This window comes from Rahnella sp. RFA10(1/100) (genome assembly GCF_004195115.1).
Classification (GTDB): Bacteria; Pseudomonadota; Gammaproteobacteria; order Enterobacterales; family Enterobacteriaceae; genus Rahnella; species Rahnella perminowiae.
In genome coordinates, this window is the sequence record NZ_SEWR01000011.1 from 85,783 (window position 1) to 110,782 (window position 25,000).

Annotated in this window: 20 protein-coding genes; 10 read left to right on the forward strand and 10 right to left on the reverse strand. The window is 52.5% G+C overall.

Annotated elements, in window-relative coordinates; translation table 11 throughout:
• Window positions 1-32: 32 nt before the first annotated feature.
• From hslU to priA, 5 genes are all read right to left on the reverse strand, one after another.
• Window positions 33-1,367 (reverse strand): HslU--HslV peptidase ATPase subunit, encoded by a 1,335-nt coding sequence (gene hslU / locus ETV65_RS22755; RefSeq protein WP_129955308.1) that lies wholly within the window; start codon window positions 1,365-1,367, stop codon window positions 33-35.
• Window positions 1,368-1,378: 11 nt separating this feature from the next.
• Window positions 1,379-1,909: an ATP-dependent protease subunit HslV gene (hslV, locus tag ETV65_RS22760; RefSeq protein ID WP_015699184.1), complete on the reverse strand. Its 531-nt coding sequence runs from the start codon at window positions 1,907-1,909 to the stop codon at window positions 1,379-1,381.
• A 115-nt stretch (window positions 1,910-2,024) separates the two neighbouring features.
• Window positions 2,025-2,960: a cell division protein FtsN gene (ftsN, locus tag ETV65_RS22765; RefSeq protein WP_129955310.1), complete on the reverse strand. Its 936-nt coding sequence runs from the start codon at window positions 2,958-2,960 to the stop codon at window positions 2,025-2,027.
• 99 nt (window positions 2,961-3,059) lie between these two features.
• Window positions 3,060-4,088 (reverse strand): DNA-binding transcriptional regulator CytR, encoded by a 1,029-nt coding sequence (gene cytR, locus ETV65_RS22770; RefSeq protein ID WP_129955312.1) that lies wholly within the window; start codon window positions 4,086-4,088, stop codon window positions 3,060-3,062.
• A gap of 203 nt (window positions 4,089-4,291) precedes the next feature.
• Entirely contained in the window at window positions 4,292-6,487 is a 2,196-nt protein-coding gene (gene priA, locus ETV65_RS22775) for a primosomal protein N' (RefSeq protein WP_129955314.1), read from the reverse strand.
• 201 nt (window positions 6,488-6,688) lie between these two features.
• Between priA and rpmE the strand changes: the two genes are divergently transcribed.
• Window positions 6,689-6,901 carry a 50S ribosomal protein L31 gene (gene rpmE / locus ETV65_RS22780; protein WP_129955316.1) on the forward strand — a complete coding sequence of 71 codons (213 nt, stop codon included), beginning with the start codon at window positions 6,689-6,691 and terminating at the stop codon, window positions 6,899-6,901.
• Between the two features lie 152 nt (window positions 6,902-7,053).
• Here rpmE and metJ read toward each other — a convergent pair whose 3' ends face one another.
• Window positions 7,054-7,371 carry a met regulon transcriptional regulator MetJ gene (gene metJ / locus ETV65_RS22785; RefSeq protein ID WP_004392248.1) on the reverse strand — a complete coding sequence of 106 codons (318 nt, stop codon included), beginning with the start codon at window positions 7,369-7,371 and terminating at the stop codon, window positions 7,054-7,056.
• A 329-nt stretch (window positions 7,372-7,700) separates the two neighbouring features.
• On the opposite strand from metJ, the gene metB reads away from it, so the two are divergent.
• From metB to metF, 3 genes are all read left to right on the forward strand, one after another.
• Window positions 7,701-8,861 carry a cystathionine gamma-synthase gene (gene metB / locus ETV65_RS22790; protein ID WP_129955318.1) on the forward strand — a complete coding sequence of 387 codons (1,161 nt, stop codon included), beginning with the start codon at window positions 7,701-7,703 and terminating at the stop codon, window positions 8,859-8,861.
• Window positions 8,862-8,863: 2 nt separating this feature from the next.
• The gene (locus tag ETV65_RS22795; RefSeq protein ID WP_129955319.1) at window positions 8,864-11,299 is read left to right on the forward strand and encodes a bifunctional aspartate kinase/homoserine dehydrogenase II; all 2,436 of its coding nucleotides are present in this window, start codon (window positions 8,864-8,866) and stop codon (window positions 11,297-11,299) included.
• Between the two features lie 279 nt (window positions 11,300-11,578).
• The gene (gene metF, locus ETV65_RS22800; RefSeq protein WP_129955321.1) at window positions 11,579-12,487 is read left to right on the forward strand and encodes a methylenetetrahydrofolate reductase; all 909 of its coding nucleotides are present in this window, start codon (window positions 11,579-11,581) and stop codon (window positions 12,485-12,487) included.
• A 71-nt stretch (window positions 12,488-12,558) separates the two neighbouring features.
• Here the strand turns inward: metF and ppc are convergent, their stop codons facing one another.
• Both ppc and argE read right to left on the reverse strand, forming a co-directional pair.
• Window positions 12,559-15,204, reverse strand: coding sequence for a phosphoenolpyruvate carboxylase (gene ppc, locus ETV65_RS22805; RefSeq protein WP_129955323.1), 2,646 nt, complete (start codon window positions 15,202-15,204; stop codon window positions 12,559-12,561).
• Between the two features lie 305 nt (window positions 15,205-15,509).
• Window positions 15,510-16,661 carry an acetylornithine deacetylase gene (argE, locus tag ETV65_RS22810; protein WP_129955325.1) on the reverse strand — a complete coding sequence of 384 codons (1,152 nt, stop codon included), beginning with the start codon at window positions 16,659-16,661 and terminating at the stop codon, window positions 15,510-15,512.
• Between the two features lie 137 nt (window positions 16,662-16,798).
• Here argE and argC point away from each other — a divergent pair, with 137 nt between their 5' ends.
• The 3 genes from argC (at window position 16,799) to argH (ending at window position 20,186) form a co-directional block, all read left to right on the forward strand.
• Window positions 16,799-17,803 carry an N-acetyl-gamma-glutamyl-phosphate reductase gene (gene argC, locus ETV65_RS22815; protein ID WP_129955326.1) on the forward strand — a complete coding sequence of 335 codons (1,005 nt, stop codon included), beginning with the start codon at window positions 16,799-16,801 and terminating at the stop codon, window positions 17,801-17,803.
• A gap of 131 nt (window positions 17,804-17,934) precedes the next feature.
• Entirely contained in the window at window positions 17,935-18,708 is a 774-nt protein-coding gene (argB, locus tag ETV65_RS22820; RefSeq protein ID WP_129955328.1) for an acetylglutamate kinase, read from the forward strand.
• A 104-nt stretch (window positions 18,709-18,812) separates the two neighbouring features.
• Window positions 18,813-20,186 (forward strand): argininosuccinate lyase, encoded by a 1,374-nt coding sequence (argH, locus tag ETV65_RS22825; protein ID WP_129955330.1) that lies wholly within the window; start codon window positions 18,813-18,815, stop codon window positions 20,184-20,186.
• Window positions 20,187-20,299: 113 nt separating this feature from the next.
• On the opposite strand, the gene ETV65_RS22830 is transcribed toward argH, so the two are convergent.
• Window positions 20,300-21,061 (reverse strand): glutathione peroxidase, encoded by a 762-nt coding sequence (locus ETV65_RS22830; protein WP_129955332.1) that lies wholly within the window; start codon window positions 21,059-21,061, stop codon window positions 20,300-20,302.
• Between the two features lie 160 nt (window positions 21,062-21,221).
• On the opposite strand from ETV65_RS22830, the gene oxyR reads away from it, so the two are divergent.
• Window positions 21,222-22,145, forward strand: coding sequence for a DNA-binding transcriptional regulator OxyR (oxyR, locus tag ETV65_RS22835; protein ID WP_129955334.1), 924 nt, complete (start codon window positions 21,222-21,224; stop codon window positions 22,143-22,145).
• Here the strand turns inward: oxyR and sthA are convergent.
• Complete coding sequence (gene sthA, locus ETV65_RS22840; RefSeq protein WP_015699169.1) at window positions 22,128-23,528, reverse strand: Si-specific NAD(P)(+) transhydrogenase; 1,401 nt, start codon at window positions 23,526-23,528, stop codon at window positions 22,128-22,130. The genes oxyR and sthA overlap by 18 nt on opposite strands.
• 212 nt (window positions 23,529-23,740) lie before the next feature.
• On the opposite strand from sthA, the gene fabR reads away from it, so the two are divergent.
• A complete protein-coding gene (fabR, locus tag ETV65_RS22845; RefSeq protein WP_165383770.1) occupies window positions 23,741-24,376 on the forward strand; it encodes an HTH-type transcriptional repressor FabR in 636 nt (211 codons plus the stop codon).
• 20 nt (window positions 24,377-24,396) lie between these two features.
• Window positions 24,397-24,756: a YijD family membrane protein gene (locus ETV65_RS22850; RefSeq protein ID WP_129955338.1), complete on the forward strand. Its 360-nt coding sequence runs from the start codon at window positions 24,397-24,399 to the stop codon at window positions 24,754-24,756.
• Window positions 24,757-25,000: the final 244 nt, after the last annotated feature.

Genomic DNA, 25,000 nt, shown 5'->3' on the forward strand with positions numbered 1-25,000 from the left:
CCTGAAGATCACTTTCGGAACGTATGAGCAAATTATAAGATAAAACGGCTCAGATCTTCATCAGCTACCAGCTGGTCAAGGTGGCTTCTAACATAATCTGCATCAATGTTTATGGAGATTCCGTTACTTTCGCTGGCGTCGTAAGAGATATCTTCCATCAGACGCTCCAGAACGGTGTGCAGACGACGCGCACCGATATTCTCTGTGGTTTCGTTTACCTGCCATGCGGCTTCTGCAATGCGCCGGATACCGTCAGCGGTGAAATCAATGGTTACGCCTTCGGTCGCCATCAATGCTTTGTACTGATGTGTCAGCGAAGCACTTGGCTCGGTCAGGATACGTTCGAAGTCTTCAGTCGACAGCGCCTGCAGTTCCACACGAATGGGCAGACGACCCTGCAATTCTGGGATCAGGTCTGACGGACTGGCCGTCTGGAATGCGCCGGACGCGATGAACAGGATATGATCGGTTTTCACCATGCCATGCTTGGTAGACACCGTGCAGCCTTCCACCAGTGGCAACAGGTCACGCTGAACACCTTCACGGGATACGTCAGGGCCTGAACTCTGACCGCCACGTTTACAGATTTTGTCGATCTCATCGATAAACACGATACCGTGTTGTTCAACGGCTTCGATCGCCTGTTCTTTCAGATCTTCCGGGTTCACCAGTTTCGCCGCTTCTTCTTCAATCAGCAGCTTCAGCGCTTCTTTGATTTTCAGTTTACGTGGTTTCTGTTTCTGAGCACCCATGCTCTGGAACATCGACTGCAACTGATTAGTCATTTCTTCCATGCCCGGCGGAGACATGATTTCAACGCCAATCGGGCCGGATGCCAGGCTGATTTCAATTTCTTTGTCGTCGAGCTGGCCTTCACGCAGTTTTTTGCGGAAGTTCTGGCGCGCAGCAGAAGGTTCCTGCGCTTCGTCAGGCTGCCCCCAGTTATTTTTAGCCGGCGGGATCAGTACGTCCAGAATACGTTCTTCGGCCAGTTCTTCAGCACGATAACGGTTTTTTTCAATAGCTTGCAGACGCACCATTTTCACAGCCGAATCGGTCAGGTCGCGGATAATAGAATCCACTTCTTTACCCACATAACCGACTTCAGTGAATTTGGTCGCTTCTACTTTGATGAACGGCGCGTTAGCCAGTTTCGCCAGACGACGGGCAATTTCGGTTTTGCCGACACCGGTCGGGCCGATCATCAGAATATTTTTCGGGGTGACTTCATGGCGCAGCGCTTCATCGAGCTGCATGCGGCGCCAGCGGTTACGCAAAGCAATGGCCACGGCGCGTTTCGCTTTATCCTGGCCAATGATGTAACTGTCTAATTCGCTGACAATCTCGCGCGGGGTCATCTCAGACATAATTTCGATCCTTACGCTTTAGAAGATAATTCTTCGATAGTGTGGAAATGGTTGGTATAGATGCAGATGTCACCGGCGATGCTCAGCGATTTTTCAACGATGTCGCGCGCTTCAAGCTCGGAATTTTCCAGCAATGCGCGTGCCGCGGCCTGGGCATACGGGCCACCGGAACCGATGGCGATCAGGTCGTTTTCCGGCTGGATAACATCGCCGTTACCGCTGATGATAAGCGACGCGTTTTCATCCGCGACGGCCAGCAGGGCTTCCAGACGTCGCAGCATGCGGTCGGTTCGCCAGTCTTTTGCCAGTTCAACGGCAGCTTTCACCAGATGACCCTGATGCATTTCCAGCTTGCGCTCGAACAGCTCAAACAGCGTGAAGGCATCAGCCGTGCCGCCAGCAAAGCCCGCAATCACTTTGTCGTTATACAGGCGACGTACTTTTTTGACGTTGCCCTTCATGACGGTATTTCCCAATGTGGCCTGGCCATCACCACCGATAACGACCTTGCCGTTGCGGCGTACACTTACAATTGTTGTCACGAGCGGTTCCTCGTTGCAGACTGAAAAGATCCCCGCAGGCTTGGGGGACACGTCGGGTGTCTCACAAGCTTACGAGGCATATTGAAAGTATAGATTGGGGAAGGATTACGGGTTTTCAACCCCCGGTTGCGAGGGGTATGCAACCGGAGATGCCTGCGCTCTTCAGGCGGGATAAGGTGTTGTCTGCACCGGAGCGATTGTTGTAAGGGCCGATCACCACGCGGTTCCAGCCACCGCCGGTAGTGATCCGGCCTTCAAAGCCTTCAAATGCCAGCTTCGCGCGCTGCGATTCTGCCTGTTCCGTACCTTTGAAAGAACCACACTGCACCATAAAGCGTTGGGTTTTTTCCTGTGCTTTTGGTTTTTCCGGCTCAGCCTGAGTAATGGCGGCTGGCTGTTGCGGTTTCGGTACTTCTTTCACCGGCTCTTTAACCTGTGGCTTCGGTTTTGGCTGCGCTTGCACCTGAGCTTGCGGCGCGCGTACCGGCTGCGTTTGTGGCGTATACGTCGGCTGCGGCTGAACCTGGCGCGGCTGAGTTTGCACTGGTTGTTGCTGTGCGTATGTTGGCTGCTGTTGTTGAACCTGGCGCTGAGTATGTGCCGGCGCCTGCGCCACCTGGTTAGGGTCGTTATACGGCACTTCAGACAACTGTGTTGGCGTCTGGCGCATATCGGCCTGCATCTGTTCGAGAAGCTGGCGCTGTTCCGGCGTCAGTTGTGTTTTGGATTCGACCTGCCCGCCCGCTGTCGGTTCTGTCGGCGTGGTCACGCCCATCTGGCGGTTTTCCAATTCTTTAATGTAACGCCAGCGTTCTTCCGGCTTAGGCGGCAATCCGTTACCCGGACGGACAGCGTGCGTTGGCAACACTGTCGCTTCTTCACGTTTATTGTGCGCAATAAAATAGAGGCCACCGACAAACACCACCAGTACCGCAACGGCTAACACCACCATGGTTTTGGAGATCGTCGTGGAACTGCGTTTTTTACTCCGGCTGGTACTTTTCCGCCGCGCTCCTGAGCGCCCACGGCTTACATAGTCTCTTTGTGCCACTATCGTTTCGCTGTGTCGTGATGAATGAAGAAGTGCGTCATGTTACTCAACCCTGAACATTTACTGAAACTAAAACTGTCGAAGAACATAAAAACGGACTCACGCTTTGGGGGCAGCGGTGCTTTCCCGCACCACCAGCTCGCTATCAAGCAACAGTGAACCGTTTTGTACCGGATTCCCCTGTAACTGCTCAAGTAATAATAACATGGCCTGACGGCCAAGCTGGAATCTCGGCTGCGCAACAGTGGTCAGCGGAGGATCGGTATACTGGCTGGCCTTAATGTCATCGAAACCGACAACCGACAAATCCTGCGGAATGCGCAGACCCATTTTTTTCGCCTGGAACATAGCGCCAATCGCCATCACATCGTTGTGACAGAAAATCGCCGTCGGCGGGACGGGCAGTGCCATCAGCTCGGTGACGGCTTGCGCCCCCGATTCATAGCTGAAATCGCCATCAATGGTCAGCGAACTCTCGACACTCAGTCCGTTGCGGCGCAGTGCCTGTACATAACCTTGCGAACGGTACTGGCACAACGGCATATGTTTCGGGCCGGCGATGCAGGCAATACGCTGATGCCCCAGTTTAAGAAGATAATGCACGGCTTCGAACGCGGCTGTCAGGTTATCAATATGGACTGTCGGCAGTTCAAGTTCCGGCGCAAATTCATTGGCCATCACCATCGGCGGTAAGTTGCGTTGTTCTTCTTTACTGGCATCGAAAGGTAAATCAGAGCCAAGCAGGAGCATACCGTCAATTTGCTTGGTAATAATCAGATTGATAAAGGTTTTCTCTTGCTGATTTTGGTGAGCACAATCTCCGATCAACACCAGATAACCGCTTTCGGCGGCTGTACGCTCGATCCCCTGGATCAGGTCGGCGAAAAACGGATCGCAAATGTCGGGGACGATCACCAGAATAGTGCGTGATTCATTACGTTTCAGATTGCGGGCCAGTGCATGAGGAGAATACCCTACGGCCATCACAGCCTGATCAACTTTCTGACGGGTCGCGGCGGAGACTTTCTCCGGATTCATTAACGCACGGGATACGGTTGCTGTTGAAACGCCTGCCTGTTCAGCCACATCTTTCATTGTTGCGGCGGGTAATTCTTTCTTGTGCTCCAACGTCTCTCTCCTTGCAACAGCATCAAACTGACACAACAACATCAACATTCCTCACCTGGCTACGCATGATGTGTAGCTCATCACATTCTAAACAGAATGTGAGTAGGATTTGTTACCTAATTTGCATTAAAAGTGTGACGCAGATGCTTTTTTCGATCCATCACGCAAAAAACCTGACTCTTTATGCATATTTGCTTTGGAGATCAGCTATCAATCGGATCGACATCCAGGGTCCATTTCACTTTTTTGGCTTGTGGCAGACTTAAAATCAGCGGCTGGGAGCTTTTGATCAGATGCTGCAAAACGCGACGTGAAGGGTGCTGCAATAAAAGCTGCCAGCGGAAGCGTCCGCTGCGTTTGGCTTGTAACGCAGGAACCGGCCCCAGGATCCACAGCGAATCATCTTTCAGCGGACTGGATTCGATCAGATTGCGTAACTGCTGAAGAAACAGCGCCGATTGCTGATTATCGTGGTCTTCCGAACGGATCATAATATGGCTGGTATAGGGAGGGAGGAAGACGCTTTTGCGTTCCGCCAGCGTCTGTCTGGCAAACTCGTCGTAGCCCTGTTGCAACAATACCTGCAGTAGAGGATGTTCGGGATGGTGAGTTTGCAATACCACTTCCCCTTGCTTACCTGCGCGACCGGCACGGCCTGACACCTGCGTATAAAGCTGGGCAAAGCGCTCGGCAGAACGGAAATCCGCTGAGAACAAGGCACCGTCTACATCCAGCAGTGATACCAGCGTGACGTCAGGGAAGTGATGCCCTTTTGCCAGCATTTGCGTACCGATAAGAATACGTGCGCCGCCACGATGGACTTCACTCAGATGCTGTTCCAGTGAACCTTTACGGCTGGTGGTATCGCGGTCAATCCGCGTGATAGGCGTATCCGGGAACAACGGTGCCAGTTCATTTTCCAGCTGTTCTGTACCGACGCCGACCGAGACCAGTTGTGTTGAGCCGCAATGCGGACACTGATGCGGCACGGCGCGCTGACTGTCACAATGGTGGCAGCGCAGCTGACGCTGATTCTGGTGCAGGGTGTAATAGTGATCGCAGCGCTGACATTCGGCTATCCAGCCGCACTCATGGCACAGCAGGGCAGGCGCATAGCCACGGCGGTTGAGGAACAACATCACCTGATTATCGGCCTTCAGGTGTTCCTGCATTTTCTGGATCAGCGGTTGAGACAGCCCGACTTTTAGCTGCAACCCTTTTAAATCCAGCAGATTTTGCCGGGCGAGTTTGGCATTTCCGGCTCGTTTGGTCAGTCTGAGCTGGCGATATTTTCCCCGTTCAACATTGTGCAGCGTTTCCAGAGCCGGGGTTGCCGAGCCCATAATAATCGGAATATTTTCAGCGTGAGCGCGGTATACCGCCAGATCACGGGCGTGATAGCGCCAGCCTTCCTGCTGCTTATAAGAACTGTCGTGTTCTTCATCAATGATAATGACACCAAGGCGTGCAAACGGCGTAAACAGCGACGAGCGGGTGCCAATCACAATGCCTGCTTCGCCATTGCGCGCCCGCAGCCAGACGGCGAGGCGTTCGCTGTCGTTCAGACCGGAATGGAGTACATCCACCGGCGCACTGAAACGCTCGCGAAAACGCGCGATGGTTTGCGGCGTCAGGCCAATTTCCGGCACCATCACCAGCGCCTGCCGACCTTGCGCCAGAATGTTTTCCAGCACACTCAGATACACTTCGGTTTTACCCGAGCCGGTCACACCGGCCAGCAACCAGGCGGAAAATTGTTGATCTTCACTGCGGATCGCACCGACGGCGGTGGCCTGCTCGGTATTGAGCCGTAAACGCTCACCGATCACCGAGAAATCCAGCCGCCAGTCGTGCGTGGCGGGCGCGATACTGCGTAAATCCGTCAGCCCTTTGGCACGGAGTGCCTGCAAGGCGGTATCAGTAAGATCCAGGTCGGCGACCTGATGACGATACAACGGTTTTTGCATCAGTGCGGCCATTGCCTGCTGCTGTTTGGGTGCCCGTTTCAGGCTGTCGAGCGGCGTGGCCCGCCCCTGCTCGGTGGCGAACCATTGCCACAGCGGCGTAAGTTCAGCGGCTTTACCCTGACGTAATAACACCGGCAACGCATGGAACAGCACTTCGCCGATCGGATAATGATAATAGTCGGCAGCCCAGAACAGGATGCGCCACAAATCGGGGGTAAACAGGCTGGCACTGTCGAGGACTTCCCGTACCGGTTTCAGTTTTTCCAGGCCAAATTCGCTGAAGTCACTGACTTTGGTCACGATGCCGATGGCGTCACGTTTACCGAAAGGCACACTGACCCGGCAACCCGGTGAAACCTGCATATCAGGCGGCAACAGATAGTCAAAAGTACGGGCGAGCGGGACAGGTAAAGCAACGTGGGCAACAGGCATTGGGGGTCCAGACTATAAAAAAATGACGAGATAGTGTACACTGTGTCCTTCGAAATGCATGAACATCATTGCGCGGTACTCAGAGATTCTGTATGATTCGCCGCCTTTGGTGCATTTCGTACTCAAAGCCTATCATCCACTACGCGTGGTGTCTGACAGAACAGGGTTGGATAGCGACGCGGCCTTAAGAAGAGGTTTTCCATGAAACAAGGTATTCACCCTAAATATGTAGAAATTACTGCAACTTGCTCATGCGGTAATGTTATCAAAACTCACTCAACTGTGGGTCACGATCTGAACCTGGACGTTTGTGGCGAATGTCACCCGTTCTACACTGGTAAGCAACGTGAAGTGGCTACCGGTGGCCGCGTTGACCGCTTCAACAAGCGTTTCAGCGTTCCAAGCAGCAAATAAGCTTCGCTTGAGAGCAAAAAAAGGCGCCTTTGGCGCCTTTTTTGTTGCCTGCCGTTTCACTTCCTGACAAACAATTTTTTTCTCACAAAGATACTGAAAAAACGCGCGACGGGGTCGCACGGTCTTTTCAGCATATCTCTGCGTTGCAGCGATCAGTATTCCCAGGTATCAGGATCCACACCCAATTCACGCATCAGGATCTTCGCCGCTTCCGGTATTTCGTCACTGCGTTCTTTACGCAGGTCTTCGTCATTCGGCAAAGGCTGGCCGGTGAAGGCATGCAGAAAAGCCTCACATAATAATTCACTGTTGGTCGCATGACGCAGGTTGTTCACCTGCCGACGGGTGCGTTCATCGGTGAGAATTTTGAGGACTTTCAGCGGAATGGATACCGTGATTTTCTTAACTTGTTCGCTTTTCTTACCGTGTTCAGCGTAAGGGCTGACATATTCGCCGTTCCACTCAGCCATGGGACACCTTAAATTTATCAAAAAATAAAATTCTGAAAACCGCGTGATTATGCCCGATTTTCCCTGTTCTCACTAAGTAAATGTCGGAATTTAACAGGGATATCTCACGTTTTCCCTGCGGCACTGTTCATTTTGCTACCTTGCGCTTAAATCTTCCGGCGCGACACATCTGCCTGACATCTTCATTAATGGCATAATTTTAGCGGGTATTGCGCTGTTGCTCAATCTATACGCAAAGAAGTTTAGATGTCCAGATGTATTGACGTCTATATCTCCGGCGGTTACTCTTTCTATCCTCATCCTTCGCAATTCGTCAGGAATAAACGATTATGACGCACAAGCAAGCCACCATTGCCGTGGGCAGTGGCCTGAACAATGATCAGCAATATGGTTGTGTAGTTCCGCCAATCTACCTTTCCAGCACCTATAACTTTGAAGATTTCAACCAGCCAAGAGCGCATGACTATTCCCGTCGCGGCAACCCGTCACGCGATGTTGTCCAGCGGGCGCTGGCTGATCTGGAAGGCGGTGCCGGTGCGGTTCTGACCAGCAGTGGGATGTCTGCCATTCACCTGGTGTGTACGGTATTCCTGAAACCTGGCGATTTACTGATTGCGCCGCATGACTGCTACGGCGGTAGCTATCGTCTGTTCGACAGTCTGAGCAAACGTGGCGCGTATCGCGTACTGTTTGTGGATCAGGGTGATCCGCAGGCGCTGGCGGATGCGCTGAAAGAAAAACCGAAGCTGGTGCTGATTGAAACCCCGAGCAACCCTTTGCTGCGTGTGGTGGATATACAGGCGATTTGCGATGCCTCACGTGCCGCCGGTGCTCTGACGGTAGTGGACAATACCTTCCTCAGCCCGGCGTTGCAGAACCCGTTGCAGCTTGGTGCGGATTTAGTCGTCCATTCCTGTACTAAATATCTGAACGGGCATTCTGATGTGGTCGCCGGTACGGTAATATCTAAGACCGCAGAACACGCGACAGAGCTGGCATGGTGGGCGAACAACATTGGCGTGACCGCCGCAGCCTTTGACAGCTACCTGTTATTGCGGGGTTTGCGCACATTAACGGTTCGTGTGAAACAGCAACAGGAAAATGCCCTGGCGATTGTGGCTTATTTACAGAAACAATCGCAGGTTAAAAAGCTGTATCATCCGTCGCTGCCGGAAAACCAGGGACATGAAATTGCCCGCCGTCAGCAACGTGGCTTCGGTGCCATGATCAGTTTTGAATTTAACGGAGATGAAGCTCAGTTGCGCCATTTCCTGAAAGAATTGAAGTTATTTACCCTCGCAGAATCACTGGGGGGCGTCGAAAGCCTGATTTCTCATACCGCGACCATGACACACGCTGGCATGGCGCCGGAAGCGCGCAAAGCCGCCGGGATTTCTGACAGCTTGCTCCGTATTTCTGTAGGTCTTGAAGACAGCGAAGATTTGATTGCTGATCTGGAAAATGCATTCCAGTCAGTGGCAACGAGGTAAGTATGAATGCAATAGCGGTTGCAGCGCCGGCGGGAAGCCGTCAGTTGCACAAGTTTGGTGGTAGCAGTCTGGCCGACGTGAAATGTTATCTGCGCGTCGCCGGTATTATGGCCGAGTATGCGAAGCCGGGTGACATGATGGTGGTGTCGGCGGCTGGCAGTACAACTAACCAACTGATCAGCTGGCTGAAGCTCAGCCAGACAGACAGACTTTCCGCGCATCAGGTTCAGCAAGCTTTGCGCCGTTATCAGAGTGATTTGATAACCGGCCTGTTGCCGCCGGAAATGGCCGAACCGCTTATTGCTTCTTTTATTCATGATCTCGAACGTCTGGCTGTTTTGCTTGACGGCAAAATGACCGATGCAATTTATGCTGAAGTGGTAGGGCACGGCGAAGTCTGGTCCGCACGCCTGATGTCTGCGGTGTTATGCAAACTGGAATTACCGGCCGCCTGGCTGGATGCCCGTGAATTTCTGCGGGCTGAACGTGCTGCACAACCTCAGGTTGATGAAGGCCGTTCTTACCCGCTGCTGCAACAACTTCTCGCGCAGCACCCTCAGCAATATCTGGTGGTGACCGGTTTTATTGCCCGCAGCGACGCGGGTGAAACCGTGCTGCTTGGCCGTAACGGCAGTGACTATTCCGCCACCCAGATTGGTGCACTGGCGAATGCCAGTCGCGTGACCATCTGGAGTGACGTGGCCGGCGTCTACAGCGCTGACCCGCGTAAAGTAAAAGATGCCTGTCTGCTGCCCTTGTTGCGTCTCGATGAAGCCAGTGAACTGGCACGCCTGGCCGCACCGGTTCTTCACACCCGTACTCTTCAACCGGTTTCCGGTAGCGATATCGATTTACAGCTGCGTTGCAGTTATCAGCCGGAGCAAGGATCAACGCGTATCGAACGTGTACTGGCTTCCGGCACCGGTGCGAAAATTGTCACCAGTCACGATGATATTTGTCTGATCGAAATGGTCATTCCGTCAGGTCATGATTTCGGTCTGGCGCAAAAAGATGTCGAACTGCTGCTCAAACGGGCGCAGATCAAACCGCTGTGTACCGGCATTCATCCTGATCGTAATTTACTGCAACTGTGCTACACCTCTGAAGTGGCGGGCAGTGCGTTGCAGGTTCTCGAAGATGCGGCCCTTCCGGCGCGTCTGACGCTGCGTGAAGGGCTGGCGCTGGTGGCGCTGGTCGGTGCGGGCGTGTGCAAGAACCCGCTGCACAGTCACCGTTTCTATCAGGAGATGAAAGATCAGCCGGTGGAGTTTATCTGGCAGGCCGAAGACGGTATCAGTCTGGTGGCCGTGCTGCGTATCGGCCCGACCGCGCACCTGATTCAGGGGCTGCACAAAACGCTGTTCCGTGCTGAAAAGCAAATCGGTCTGATGCTGTTTGGTAAAGGCAATATCGGTTCACGCTGGCTGGAACTGTTCGCCCGTGAACAAAAGAATATTTCTGCCCGCAGCGGTTTTGAGTTTGTACTGGCGGGTGTGGTTGACAGCAAGCGTAGCCTGCTCAATTACGACGGGCTGGACGCCAGCCGTGCTTTGGCTTTCTTTGATGATGAAGCGCAGGCACACGATGAAGAATCGCTGTTCCTGTGGATGCGTGCGCATCCTTATGACGATTTAGTGGTTCTCGATGTCACCGCCAGCGCTGAACTGGCAGATCAGTATCTGGATTTTGCCAGTTACGGTTTCCATGTTATCAGCGCCAATAAACTGGCGGGGGCATCGGATACGAATAAATATCGTCAGATCCGCGACGCGTTTTCCAAAACTGGCAGCCACTGGTTGTATAACGCCACGGTAGGTGCCGGTTTGCCGGTCAACCATACGGTGCGCGATTTACGTGAAAGCGGTGACAGCATTCTGGCCATCAGCGGAATTTTCTCCGGTACCTTGTCATGGCTGTTCCTGCAATTCGATGGCACGCTGCCGTTCACCGAACTGGTGGATTTAGCCTGGCAGCAGGGGTTAACGGAGCCTGATCCGCGCGATGATTTATCCGGTCAGGACGTCATGCGCAAGCTGGTTATCCTGGCGCGTGAGGCCGGGTATGATATTGAACCGACGCAGGTTCGTGTGGAATCGCTGGTGCCGGAAAGCTGTGTGACCGGATCGGTTGATCAGTTCTTCGAAGACGGTGAGGCGCTGAACCAGCAAATGCTGCAACGTCTGGAAGCGGCCCGCGAAATGGGTCTTGTGCTGCGCTATGTGGCGCGTTTCGATGCTAATGGCAAAGCGCGTGTGGGTGTTGAAGCCGTGCGCGACGACCATCCTCTGGCTGCGTTGCTGCCTTGCGATAACGTGTTTGCTATCGAAAGCCGCTGGTATCGTGATAATCCGCTGGTGATCCGCGGGCCGGGCGCAGGGCGTGACGTCACCGCAGGTGCGTTGCAGTCTGATCTTAACCGCTTGACGCAACTTCTGTAATTCCCTGCGCCTGTCCTTCTCATGGGAATGGGGGGCGAAGTGGTCTGCTAAACCCCCTCCCAGCCTCCCCCTTCGCAGGGGGAGGAGCTTAATTCCCCCCAGCAAAACGTCCTCAAAATGAAATTCTTTCAGAAAGCGTGAATATTAATCATCCCCTGGCCTCATTTTAACGTTGACACTTTGCCCGCTTTCCGTCATTTTCTATCTATACGTTTAGACGTCCAAACGTCCATTATAACGAACCATAATCAAAACGCAGTGATCCATGAGGTAGTGTTTATGAGCTTTTTCCACGCAAACCAGCGCGAAGCGCTGAACCAGAATCTGGCAGAGTTACAGGGTCAGATTAACGTTTCTTTCGAATTTTTCCCGCCACGCACCAGCGAGATGGAAGATACGTTGTGGAGTTCTATTGACCGCCTCAGCAGCCTTAAGCCTAAGTTTGTTTCTGTCACCTACGGGGCAAACTCCGGTGAACGTGACCGTACACACAGCATCATCAAAGGCATTAAAGAACGTACCGGTCTGGAAGCTGCACCGCATCTGACCTGTATTGATGCCAGCCGTGATGAACTACGTCAAATCGCACAGGATTACTGGGAAAGTGGCATTCGTCACATTGTAGCTCTGCGTGGTGATTTACCGGCAGGCGGCGGCAAGCCGGAAATGTATGCCACCGATCTGGTAAAGTTGCTGAAAGAAGTGGGTGACTTTGATATTTCCGTTGCGGCCTATCCGGAAGTGCATCCTGAAGCTAAAAGCGCACAGTCAGATCTGATTAACCTGAAACGCAAAATTGATGCCGGTGCGAACCGCGCTATTACGCAGTTTTTCTTCGATGTGGAAAGCTATCTGCGTTTCCGTGACCGCTGCGCCGGTCAGGGGATTGATGTGGAAATTGTGCCGGGTATTCTGCCGGTGTCCAACTTCAAACAGCTGACCCGCTTTGCGACGATGACCAATGTGCGTGTACCGCACTGGATGAACAGCCTGTTCGAAGGGCTGGATAACGACGCCGAAACCCGCAAAATGGTTGGCGCCAACATCGCGATGGACATGGTGAAAATCCTCAGCCGTGAAGGTGTAAAGGACTTCCATTTCTATACCCTGAACCGTGCAGAAATGAGTTACGCAATTTGCCACACACTGGGTGTGCGTCCGGAAATTGACGTGCCGGTTCGCGCCTAATATTTTGCCCTACGCTGAATACAAAAAACCCGCGAATTCGCGGGTTTTTCTTTAGATAGCTTCAGCAGACACTAGCCGGTATTACGCATACCCGCTGCCACGCCGGCAATCGTCACCATCAACGCCTGCTCTACATTCGCATCCTGCTTACCGTCTTTTTCCAGCTCGCGGGAACGGTGCAGCAATTCAGCCTGCAATACGTTCAGCGGGTCAGTGTAGACGTTACGCAGGGCGATAGATTCCGCAATCCATGGTAAATCTTCCATCAGGTGATCGTCGTTAGAAATCGCCAGGATCACTTTAATGTCGCTTGCCAGCTGATCGCGCAGTTGCTGACCGAGCGGCCACAGCTCTTTCTCTACCAGACGATGATCGTAGTATTCTGCCAGCCACAGGTCCGCTTTCGCAAATACCATTTCCAGCATGCCGATGCGGGTGGAGAAGAACGGCCAGTCGCGGCACATGGTTTCCAGCTCGTCACGTTTCCCGCCATCGACCACGGCCTGTAAACCGGCACCGGCGCCCAGCCAGGCTGGTAGCATCAGACGGTTTTGCGTCCAGGCGAAAATCCACGGGATGGCGCGAAGGCTTTCGACGCCACCACTGGCTTTACGTTTCGCCGGTCGTGAACCCAGCGGCAGTTTCGCCAGTTCCTGTTCCGGAGTTGCTGCACGGAAGTAAGGCACGAAGTCTTTATTCTCGCGGATATAACCCCGGTACATTTTGCAGGACACGTCAGACAGCTGTTCCATAATATCTACCCAGGCTTGCTTCGGCTCAGGCGGTGGCAACAGGTTGGCTTCCAGAATCGCAGACGTGTACAGCGCCAGGCTGCTGATAGTGACTTCCGGCAATCCGAATTTGAAGCGGATCATTTCGCCCTGTTCGGTCACGCGCAGGCCGCCTTTCAGGCTGCCCGGAGGCTGAGATAACAACGCTGCCTGTGCCGGTGCACCGCCACGGCCGATAGAACCGCCGCGTCCGTGGAACAGTGTCAGGGCAATCCCGGCTTTCTCGCAGGTTTTGATCAGAGCATCCTGAGCACGGTATTGTGCCCATGATGCGGCCATCACGCCCGCGTCTTTTGCGGAGTCGGAATAGCCAATCATCACCATTTGTTTGCCCTGAATGAAACCGCGATACCAGTCAATGCTCAGCAACTGTTTCATGACATCGTCGGCATTGTTCAGGTCGTCGAGCGTTTCGAACAGCGGCGCGACAGGCATCGGGAACGGACAACCGGCTTCTTTGAGCAGCAGGTGTACGGCCAGCACGTCAGACGGTGTACGCGCCATCGAAATGACATACGCTGCAATCGAGCCTTCCGGTGCCTCGGCAATCACCTGACAGGTATCGAGCACTTCTTTGGTGTCGGCACTCGGTTCCCAGTGACGTGGCACCAGCGGACGTTTTGAATTCAGTTCACGGATCAGGAAAGCCTGTTTATCGGATTCTGACCAGCTTTCATAATCGCCCAGACCGAGATAGCGGGTGATTTCAGCGATAGCATCGGTGTGGCGGGTACTTTCCTGACGCACGTCGATACGCACCAGAGGCACGCCGAAGCAGCGCACGCGGCGCAGGGTATCCAGCAACTGGCCGTTGGCAATAATGCCCATATTGCAGGCTTGCAGCGACTGGTAACAGGCGTATAGCGGTGCCCACAGCTGGTCATTTTTCACCAATAAATCATGAGGGCGCGCAACGCGTTCGCCTTTCAGACGAGCTTCCAGATAAACCTGCGTATTGGTCAGCTGAGCACGCAGCTGTTTCATGATTTCACGGTAAGGTTCGATGATATCCGCCCCTCCCGCCAGCTCACGCAGTTCCGGCGTACATTCGGTCATCGACAATTCTGATACCAGCACCGCGATATCACGCAGGAACAGGTCAGTCGCTTTCCAGCGGCTCAGCAACAGTACGTGGCGGGTAATATCGGCCGTCACGTTCGGGTTACCGTCGCGGTCGCCGCCCATCCATGAAGTGAAGCGAACCGGCACGGCTTCCACGGGCATTTTATAATCCAGTGACGTTTCCAGTTGTTCGTTCAGTTCACGCAGGAAAGCAGGTACGCCTTCCCACAGGCTGTTTTCAACGACCGCAAAGCCCCATTTAGCTTCATCCACAGGAGAAGGCCGGTTTTTGCGGATTTCATCGGTGTGCCATGACTGCGCGATCAACTGACGCAAACGACGCATGATTTGTTTGCGTTCGTAATCGGCCAGATCGTTATGGTCGAGCTGCTTGAGGCAGTTATTCACTTCGACCAGTTTGTGGATCAGTGTGCGGCGGGCAATTTCTGTCGGGTGCGCGGTCAGTACCAGTTCAATAGAAAGCTGGTCGACAGCATCACGCAGCTGTTGTTCTGAGAGATTTTTGGATTTCAGGCGATCGAACAATTGTGCCAGGGCTTCAGGATTACTGGCCGCTTCGCCATGTGGCGAAATGCTGTGATATTGTTCAGCCACGTTGGCTAAATTCAGAAACTGGCTAAAAGCACGGGCAACAGGCAGCAGCTCATCATTGGAGAGATTTTGCAACGTTGACAGTAATTCTTGTCGATCCGCGTCGTTTCCGGCACGGGAGGATTTCGACAGCTTACGGATTTTCTCAACACGATCCAGGATATGCTCTCCCAACGTATCTTTGATCGTGTCGCCTAGCAATTTACCTAAGGTACTGACATTACTTCGCATTGCGGAATATTGTTCGTTCATATTACCTCTGACCCGTTCTCTCGTTTAATTTTTATATTCTGTAAATAACTTTCACCCGTCAGGCATTCTTGCCCCGTTCACCCTGCCAACCTGGCCATACTTTTAAATGCAGCACTTGTTTTAACCCAAAAACCCCTCATCACTCACGTGAAAAATGGTCTTTTTGGCCATGTCGCTGAAATTTAATTACAACCGCGACGATATCAGTTTGGCTAATCCTGCTTTTGTTCAATAGCAACGTTGTACAGTATCAAAGGGCGCCCGTAAGCGCCCTGTTTGTTTCTTCATCAGTGCGTCATTCAGTATCAGTGATAGCAGAAATGATGAACGACCTGAGAAATCAGCTCGCGAGTCGGTTTAATGAACGCCATATCAATATATTCATCTGGCTGATGCGCCTGATCGATAGAACCCGGTCCGAGTACCAGTGTCGGACACAGTTCCTGAATAAACGGTGCCTCGGTGCAGTAGTTAACAATTTCTGTTTCCACACCCAGCAGTTTTTCGACTACCTGTACCAGCGGGTGATCCGGCGGACATTCATAACCCGGGATGGGCGGATGCAGTTCTTCAATCTCAATACGTCCCGGCCAGCGTTCACTGACCGGGGCCAGCGCTTCGTTCAGCAGACCCTCAATCTCAGTCAGCGTAAGACCCGGCAGCGGGCGGATATCCATATGCATTTCGCAGCACGCGCAAATGCGGTTTGGCGCATCGCCGCCGTTGATATAACCAAAGTTCATGGTCGGGTACGGGATCACGAAACCACTGTGGTTGTAACGGCTTTTCAGCGTATTGCGCAGCGTCATTAAATGGGTAATCGATTCGTGCATCAGTTCAATAGCGTTCACGCCGCGGGACGGATCACTGGAGTGGCCGGACTGACCGGTGATACGAATAGCATTTGACAGATGTCCCTTGTGTGCACGAACCGGCTTGAGCGAAGTAGGTTCACCGATGATGGCGCAGTCAGGGCGGATCTTTGCGTTTTTGGAAAAATAACTGGCACCGGCCATCGTGGTTTCTTCATCCGCAGTCGCCAAAATATACAGCGGTTTAGTCAGTTTAGTCAGATCAACATCGCGCAGTGAATCGAGGATAAAGGCGAAGAAACCTTTCATGTCGGCAGTCCCTAAACCATAGAGCTTATTTTCATGCTCGGTCAGGGTGAAAGGATCACGTGTCCAGCGGCCATCATCGAACGGAACGGTATCGGTATGGCCTGCCAGCAGTAAACCACCCGCGCCTTCGCCAGTACTGGCTAACATATTGAATTTATGCCGTGTTCCTGGAACGGGTTGCACTTCGACTTTGAAGCCTAAATCACCGAACCAGCCTGCCAGTAAATTGATTAACGTTTCATTGCTCTGGTCCAGTGCAGCATCTGTCGCGCTGATGGAAGGGGTGGCGATTAACGCCCGGTAGAGCTCAATAAAAGGAGGTAATTTCATCTTCACTGTTGACAGCCTTTAGTTAGGGTAGTATTCATATTCATGCAATAATTGTGAATAAAAATACAATAAGCCAGCGCGTAAGGAAACCGGAAAAAAATTCATCCGGCCCTACCCCAAAATTGAGAAGGTGAACAAGCCCTATGTTGAATACGCTGATTGTTGGTGCCACAGGTTATGCCGGAGCTGAACTCGCTGCTTACCTGAATCGCCATCCACAGATGAACATAACCGGTTTAACGGTTTCAGCGCAAAGTGCAGATGCAGGAAAATTACTTTCTGATTTGCATCCTCAATTAAAAGGCATCGTCGATTTGCCTGTTTTGCCTCTGACTGATGTGGCTGAAGCAGCGAAAGGTGTCGATGTTGTTTTTCTGGCGACAGCGCATGAAGTCAGCCACGATTTAGCACCACAGTTTCTGGCGGCGGGCTGCGTGGTGTTTGACCTGTCCGGTGCTTTCCGCGTCAGCAAACCTGAGTTTTACACTGAATTCTACGGCTTTGAGCATCAGCATCTCGAACTGCTCGATCAGGCTGTATACGGTCTGGCCGAATGGCAGGCTGACAAATTAAAAGACGCACAGCTGATTGCTGTTCCGGGCTGTTACCCGACCGCGTCACAGCTGGCGCTCAAACCCCTTATCGACAATGGTTTGCTTAATGACAGCCAGTGGCCGGTCATCAATGCCACCAGCGGTGTCAGCGGCGCTGGCCGTAAAGCGACACTCGGCAACAGTTTCTGCGAAGTCAGTCTTCAGCCTTACAAACTCTTCAGCCACCGTCATCAGCCAGAAATTGCCGAACATCTTGGCGTGCCGGTGATTTTCACGCCGCATTTGGGCAATTTTCCGCGCGGTATTCTGGCGACTATCACCTGCCGTCTGAACGCGGGTGTGACGGAGCAGGACGTGGCGGAAGCCTTCCATAATGCGTATCACGATAAACCGCTGGTGCGTTTGTACACCAAAGGCGTCCCGGCGCTGAAAGATGTGGTCGGTCTGCCATTCTGCGATATCGGTTTTGCGGTGAAAGGTGAACATCTGATTGTGGTAGCGACGGAAGATAACGTGCTCAAAGGCGCGTCTGCTCAGGCAGTTCAGTGCATGAATATCCGTTTCGGCTTCCCGGAAACACAATCATTGCTTTAACCAGCCGTCAGATTGACTGTAAACAGAAAACAACCGCCCCTGAGCGTTTATTCAGACGCGCAGGGGTGTTAGATTAAATTAAACGTATTGTTATTAATTAACATTCTCAACCGGTCGGGGCGCGAACAGCTATGAATCCGTTAGTCATCAAGTTAGGTGGTGTGTTGCTGGACAATGAAGAAGCACTTGAGCGGCTGTTCATGGCAATAGTGGCTTATCGCCAGGAATATCACCGCCCGCTGGTTATTGTTCATGGTGGTGGCTGCCTGGTTGACGAGCTGATGAAAAAGCTGAATCTGCCTGTCGTGAAAAAAGCCGGTCTGCGCGTGACACCGGCTGATCAGATTGACATTATCACGGGTGCACTCGCCGGCAGCGCGAACAAAACTCTGTTGGCGTGGGCGGTCAAAAATCACATCAACGCGGTTGGCCTGTCTCTGGCTGACGGCGGCACCGTCAGCGTTACGCAACTGGATGCATCACTGGGCTTCGTCGGTAAAGCCGAAGCGGGTGATCCGGCGCTGATTAACACATTGCATGGCGCAGGCTACCTGCCGATTGTCAGTTCTATTGGCATCACCGCAACCGGTGAGCTGATGAATGTTAACGCCGATCAGGCAGCAACTGCACTGGCGGCCACGCTGGGCGCGGATCTGATCCTGCTGTCTGATGTCAGCGGAATTCTTGATGGCAAAGGCCAGCGTATTCCGGAAATGAGTGCAGAGAAAGCCGAACAGCTTATCGGGCAGGGTATTATCACCGATGGCATGATCGTCAAAGTTAACGCTGCGCTGGACGCTGCACGTTCTCTCGGACGTCCTGTGGATATCGCCAGCTGGCGTCACGCTGAGCAATTACCCGCACTGTTTAATGGCGTCGCGATCGGAACACGCATTCTGGGGTAATTCACCTCCCGGCAGGTTTAAATCTGACGCGCATTCGGTACACACTTTTGTCAGGGCGCAGCCATATTGCGCCCTTTTGCATAAAAAATTTCAGGAGCAGGAAAATGGCACTTTGGGGCGGACGTTTTACTCAGGCAGCAGATCAGCGGTTTAAAGAACTGAATGACTCACTGCGTTTCGATTACCGGCTGGCGGAGCAGGATATTGTGGGCTCGGTAGCCTGGTCCAAAGCGCTGGTGACTGTGAATGTATTAACCGCTGACGAACAGCTTCAGCTGGAAGACGCATTGACTGTGTTGCTGGAAGAAGTCCGTGCCAATCCCCGCGCTATTTTAGCCAGTGATGCCGAAGATATTCATAGCTGGGTTGAAGGCAAACTGATCGACAAAGTTGGCAATCTCGGTAAGAAATTGCACACCGGCCGCAGCCGTAACGATCAGGTCGCGACTGACATCAAACTGTGGTGTAAAACACAGGTGGTTGAACTGCGTGAGGCGCTGCATCATTTGCAGCAGGCGCTGGTCGCCACGGCCGAAGCCAATCAGGACGCCGTGATGCCGGGTTACACCCATCTGCAACGCGCCCAGCCGGTGACGTTTGCGCACTGGTGCATGGCGTATGTTGAAATGCTGGCGCGTGATGAAAGCCGCCTGAAAGACACGCTGGCTCGTCTGGACGTCAGTCCGCTGGGCTGTGGCGCACTGGCCGGTACTGCCTATCCGATGGATCGCGAACAACTGGCTGGCTGGTTAGGTTTCGCTTCTGCGACACGTAACAGCCTCGACAGTGTTTCTGATCGTGACCATGTTCTGGAGCTGCTTTCCAACGCGGCCATCAGCATGGTTCACCTTTCACGTTTTGCAGAAGACCTGATTTTCTTCAATACCGGTGAAGCGGCGTTTATCGATTTGTCCGATCGTGTCACCTCCGGCTCTTCCCTGATGCCACAGAAGAAGAATCCGGATGCACTGGAGCTGATCCGTGGTAAGTGTGGTCGTGTGCAGGGCGCGCTTACCGGTATGATGATGACGATGAAGGGTCTTCCGCTGGCGTACAACAAAGACATGCAGGAAGATAAAGAAGGGCTGTTCGACGCACTCGATACCTGGATGGATTGTCTGAACATGGCATCGCTGGTGCTGGATGGTATTCAGGTAAAACGCCCAAGGGCGAAAGAAGCCGCGCAACAGGGCTATGCTAACTCCACCGAACTGGCAGATTATCTGGTTGCCAAGGGTGTTCCGTTCCGTGAGGCGCACCATATTGTGGGTGAAGCGGTAGTGGAAGCGATTAATCAGGGCAAAGCGCTGGAAGAATTACCGCTGGCAGATTTGCAGAAATTCAGCAGCGTGATTGGCGACGATGTTTACGCCATTCTCGAACTGCAATCTTGTCTCGACAAACGAGCCGCTAAAGGCGGTGTTTCTCCGCAGCAGGTTGCACAGGCGATTGCTGATGCGAAGGCGCGTTTAGCGTAAATAAAAAAGGCGGATCATAGATCCGCCGAAAATTCACGTAGTCTTACTTTGCTTTTTTGTCGGTAATGCAGGGATTTCTTGCCTTACTTCTTACAGCAGATCCTTATTGACGCTTACTGTGCCACTTCGCACACGTCTTGTGTTTCTGAATGGAGGTAAACCTCCAGATCGTCACTTCCCCCGATGTGGCGTCCACCGATAAAGACTTGCGGCACTGTTGCCCGGCCCGTCACGGCGCGCAGGCTGACGGTGGTCGCGTCTTTACCTAATACAATTTCTTCATACTGAATGCCGCGTTCCTGCAACATTTGTTTGGCTTTCGCACAGAACGGACAGCCCGGTTTGGTGAATACGGACACGGATTCCTGCACTTTAAATTCTGGTGCCAGATACTTGAGCATGGTGTCAGCATCAGACACTTCAAACGGGTCGCCTGGCTTATTTGGCTCAACGAACATTTTCTCGACGACACCGTTGCGTACCAGCATGGAATAACGCCATGAACGCGGGCCGAAGCCTAAATCCGCTTTCTCTACCAGCATGTCCATCCCTTTGGTGAATTCACCGTTACCGTCCGGGATGAAAGTGATGTTGGAGGCGTTCTGTTCGGCTTTCCAGGCGTTCATCACGAAGGTGTCATTCACGGAAACGCACAGGATGCTGTCGACGCCGTGGTTTTTAAACACCGGAGCCAGTTCGTTGTAACGTGGCAGGTGACTCGAAGAACAGGTCGGGGTGAATGCACCCGGCAATGAAAATACGATCACTGTTTTATTTTTAAACAGATTGTCGCTGGAGAGATCTACCCATTGATCGCCCTGTCGGGTGTGAAAAGTAACGTGCGGTACGTGTCTACCTTCCTGGCTTGCAAACATGAATAACCTCTTAATTAATCAATAAAATAGAAAGTTTTTTCGGCATTTCTGCCTTGTTGGAAAGCATTATTCACGATAGTAGTTGATAGATATAATCGTTGATTGCTATCTTATCTATCGTTAACGACTATCGCATTGCCTTTTAGGGACTGGAGGAAAAATGAACATTCGTGATCTAGAGTATCTGGTGGCACTGGCTGAGTTTCGTCATTTTCGACGCGCAGCAGATTCATGCCATGTCAGCCAGCCGACATTAAGTGGTCAGATACGTAAACTGGAAGATGAACTTGGCGTTATGTTGCTTGAAAGAACCAGCCGCAAAGTGCTGTTTACGCAAGCCGGTTTGTTGCTGGTGGATCAGGCGCGCACGGTGTTGCGTGAAGTGAAAGTTCTGAAAGAGATGGCGAGCCAACAAGGCGAAGCGATGTCCGGCCCGATGCATATCGGCCTGATCCCGACAGTCGGGCCTTATCTGCTGCCTCAGATTATCCCCTCGCTGCATAAAACCTTCCCGAAACTGGAAATGTATCTGCATGAGGCGCAAACCCATCAGTTACTGTCTCAGCTTGACAGCGGAAAACTCGACTGTGCGATTCTGGCGCTGGTAAAAGAGAGCGAAGCGTTTATTGAAGTGCCGTTGTTTGATGAGCCGATGAGGCTGGCGATCTACGATGATCATCCGTGGGCATCGCGCGATCGTGTGGCGATGGCCGATCTGGCGGGTGAAAAATTACTGATGCTGGAAGACGGGCATTGCCTGCGTGATCAGGCACTCGGTTTCTGCTTCCAGGCGGGGGCGGATGAAGATACCCATTTCCGGGCAACCAGTCTGGAAACGCTGCGTAATATGGTGGCGGCGGGCAGCGGGATTACCTTGCTGCCATCCCTGGCTGTGCCCAATGAGCGCAGCCGTGACGGAGTGACGTATCTGACGTGTGACAAACCGGAACCGCGACGCACAATCGCGCTGGTATATCGTCCCGGTTCGCCACTGCGCGGGCGTTACGAGCAACTTGCGGAAGCCATCAAAGAGCACATGCAGCCTTACATGGACCGAACTGCAGTGTTAAAAAAGGCGGTTTAATCCGTTCAGTGCCGCAACGCGATAGGCTTCTGCCATGGTCGGATAGTTGAAGGTGGTATTAACGAAATACTCGATAGTATTACCTTCACCTTTCTGTTCCATAATCGCCTGGCCGATGTGAATAATCTCGGCCGCACGTTCACCAAAGCAGTGAATCCCCAGAATTTCTTTGGTATCCCGGTGGAACAGGAGCTTCAGGCTGCCCACGTTCATACCCGCAATTTGTGCGCGTGCCAGATGTTTAAACTGTGCGCGGCCCACTTCGTATGGCACTTTCATCGCCGTCAGTTCCTGCTCGGTTTTACCCACGGAACTGATTTCAGGGATGGTATAAATACCGGTCGGAATGTTTTCGATAAGGTGGACTTTCGCTTCGCCCTGAATCATGGCCTGCGCGGCAATCCGGCCCTGATCATAAGCCGCTGATGCCAGACTTGGATAGCCAATGACGTCACCTACCGCATAAATATGTGACAGCGCAGTCTGATACATGCTGTTCACTTTCAGCAGCCCGCGGCTGTCAGCTTCCAGACCAATATTCTCCAGACCCAGTTTATCGGTGTTACCCGTGCGTCCGTTGGCATACAGCAGCGCATCAGCCTTCACTTTTTTACCGGATTTGAGGTGCATGATCACACCGTCTTCCACGCCTTCGATCATCTCGAACTCTTCGTTGTGGCGGATGACCACACCGTTATTCCAGAAGTGATAGGACAGCGCATCTGACATTTCCTGATCGAGGAAAGACAGCAGGCGGTCACGGGTATTGATTAAGTCTACTTTGACGTTCAGACCGCGGAAGATTGACGCATATTCGCAGCCGATCACCCCCGCGCCGTAAATAATCACGTGGCGTGGTTCATGGCTCAGTTCGAGGATCAAATCGCTGTCGTAAATGCGCGGATGACCAAAATCGACATTGGCAGGCCGGTACGGGCGCGAGCCGCAGGCAATCACAATGTTATCTGCGGTAATCACTTCGTGTGTGTTATCGGCGTAGCGGATACTGATGGTATTGGCATCCACAAAACTGGCATCACCCGAGAACAGCTGGCATTGGTTTCTCTCATAGAAACCCTGGCGCATACGTGTTTGCTGATTAATCACTGAATCGGCGTGACGCAGGATGTCCGGGAAAGTGGAGCTCATTGTGCGGGAGTTATCGCTGTAGAGCGGGTTTTGGTTAAATTCGATGATTCTGCTGACGGCGTGGCGCAATGCTTTGGAAGGGATGGTTCCCCAGTGAGTACATCCGCCACCGACATTGTTATAGCGTTCGATGACAGCAACCCGGGCGCCTTGTTTAACCAGTCCCATGGCAGCGCCTTCTCCGCCAGGACCTGAGCCAATGATGATGGCATCAAAATGTGAGTGCTGTGGCATAGTTCGAAACCTATTTTTATACAAAATCACAACGAGAAAGTAACATATTACACCTATTTACCCCACATGCAGTTGTCATTTAATGGTAATGCAGCAACATTCTGACCCACTTTATGCTGTTGTATCTTTGGCTCCGACCACTAAAAATTTTGATATAGTGAAGCGATATCAGGCGAATAATCAAAAAGAAGAATACTATCCGGATGAAGGTTATGGGCGTAAGAGCACAACAAAAAGAGCGCACGCGTCGTTCACTGATTGAGGCGGCTTTCAGCCAGCTCAGTGCCGAGCGCAGCTTTGCGAGTCTGAGTCTGCGTGAGGTTTCCCGCGAGGCAGGCATCGCGCCAACCTCCTTTTACCGGCATTTTCGCGATGTGGATGAACTGGGCCTGACAATGGTTGATGAAAGCGGGCTGATGCTGCGTCAGCTGATGCGCCAGGCACGCCAGCGCATTGCGAAAGGTGGCAGCGTGATCCGCACCTCAGTCTCCACATTTATGGAATTCATCGGTAACAATCCCAACGCATTTCGTCTGTTGTTGCGTGAACGCTCCGGTACGTCATCGGCGTTTCGTGCCGCCGTCGCCCGCGAAATTCAGCATTTTATTGCGGAACTTGCCGATTATCTGCAACTCGAAAACCATATGCCGCGCAGTTTTACCGAAGCGCAGGCTGAGGCGATGGTTATCATCGTTTTTAACGCCGGTGCGGAAGCGCTGGATGTGGATATTGCACAGCGCCGCCAGCTGGAAGAGCGGCTGGTATTGCAGCTGCGGATGATTTCCAAAGGCGCATATTACTGGTATCGCCGTCAGCAGGAACGGACGGCCGTGACTCCCCCTCAATAATATGACCAGAGGTAAAGAAAATGACCGAACAACCGAACCAGGATAATGGCACTCTGGTTTTGGCTTTGATTGCCGGGCTGTCGATTAATGGCACTTTCGATGCGTTATTCAGTTCTGTCGTAACGTTTTCGATCTTCCCGATCATTTCTCTGGTGTTAGCGGTGTATTGCCTGCACGTTCGTTACCACCGCAGTGAAATGCCGAAAGGGTTACCGGTTTTAGCCGCGGCTTGCTTTCTGCTGGGGCTGTTGCTGTACAGCACCATTGTGCGCGCGGAATACCCTGAACTGGGCTCGAACTTCGTGCCGTCGGTGATTTGTGTGGCGCTGATCTTCTGGATAGGTCTGAAGCTTAAAAAACGTAAGTCTTCCTCGCAGTAGTCCCTTTCTGATAACCCAACGAGGCAATCTGCGGATTGCCTTTTATTATTTCCCGCCAGTTAATGAACTGTCATTTCATTAATATCAAACCGATGTTCAATATTTAGAGATTGATCGCCCACTTCTTCATTTTTTTGCCATAAAGTTCGCTTGAGTGGCAAAAACCAAAAGGTTTTCATTCCTGCTCCCCGTTAATTTGAATCATGGCCGGACGAAATATTTTCGTTCGCATTCCGCCTACGCC

What these genes read in the sequence shown, in the direction of transcription:
- argB (WP_129955328.1), top strand. Translation starts at nt 17,935, where the DNA reads ATGAATCCGTTAGTCATCAAGTTAGGTGGTGTGTTGCTGGACAATGAA.
- argC (WP_129955326.1), top strand. Translation starts at nt 16,799, where the DNA reads ATGTTGAATACGCTGATTGTTGGTGCCACAGGTTATGCCGGAGCTGAA.
- hslU (WP_129955308.1), bottom strand. Translation starts at nt 1,367, where the DNA reads ATGTCTGAGATGACCCCGCGCGAGATTGTCAGCGAATTAGACAGTTAC.
- oxyR (WP_129955334.1), top strand. Translation starts at nt 21,222, where the DNA reads ATGAACATTCGTGATCTAGAGTATCTGGTGGCACTGGCTGAGTTTCGT.
- metJ (WP_004392248.1), bottom strand. Translation starts at nt 7,371, where the DNA reads ATGGCTGAGTGGAACGGCGAATATGTCAGCCCTTACGCTGAACACGGT.
- ETV65_RS22850 (WP_129955338.1), top strand. Translation starts at nt 24,397, where the DNA reads ATGACCGAACAACCGAACCAGGATAATGGCACTCTGGTTTTGGCTTTG.
- ppc (WP_129955323.1), bottom strand. Translation starts at nt 15,204, where the DNA reads ATGAACGAACAATATTCCGCAATGCGAAGTAATGTCAGTACCTTAGGT.
- ETV65_RS22830 (WP_129955332.1), bottom strand. Translation starts at nt 21,061, where the DNA reads ATGTTTGCAAGCCAGGAAGGTAGACACGTACCGCACGTTACTTTTCAC.
- rpmE (WP_129955316.1), top strand. Translation starts at nt 6,689, where the DNA reads ATGAAACAAGGTATTCACCCTAAATATGTAGAAATTACTGCAACTTGC.
- ETV65_RS22795 (WP_129955319.1), top strand. Translation starts at nt 8,864, where the DNA reads ATGAATGCAATAGCGGTTGCAGCGCCGGCGGGAAGCCGTCAGTTGCAC.
- sthA (WP_015699169.1), bottom strand. Translation starts at nt 23,528, where the DNA reads ATGCCACAGCACTCACATTTTGATGCCATCATCATTGGCTCAGGTCCT.
- priA (WP_129955314.1), bottom strand. Translation starts at nt 6,487, where the DNA reads ATGCCTGTTGCCCACGTTGCTTTACCTGTCCCGCTCGCCCGTACTTTT.
- fabR (WP_165383770.1), top strand. Translation starts at nt 23,741, where the DNA reads ATGGGCGTAAGAGCACAACAAAAAGAGCGCACGCGTCGTTCACTGATT.
- metF (WP_129955321.1), top strand. Translation starts at nt 11,579, where the DNA reads ATGAGCTTTTTCCACGCAAACCAGCGCGAAGCGCTGAACCAGAATCTG.
- metB (WP_129955318.1), top strand. Translation starts at nt 7,701, where the DNA reads ATGACGCACAAGCAAGCCACCATTGCCGTGGGCAGTGGCCTGAACAAT.
- argH (WP_129955330.1), top strand. Translation starts at nt 18,813, where the DNA reads ATGGCACTTTGGGGCGGACGTTTTACTCAGGCAGCAGATCAGCGGTTT.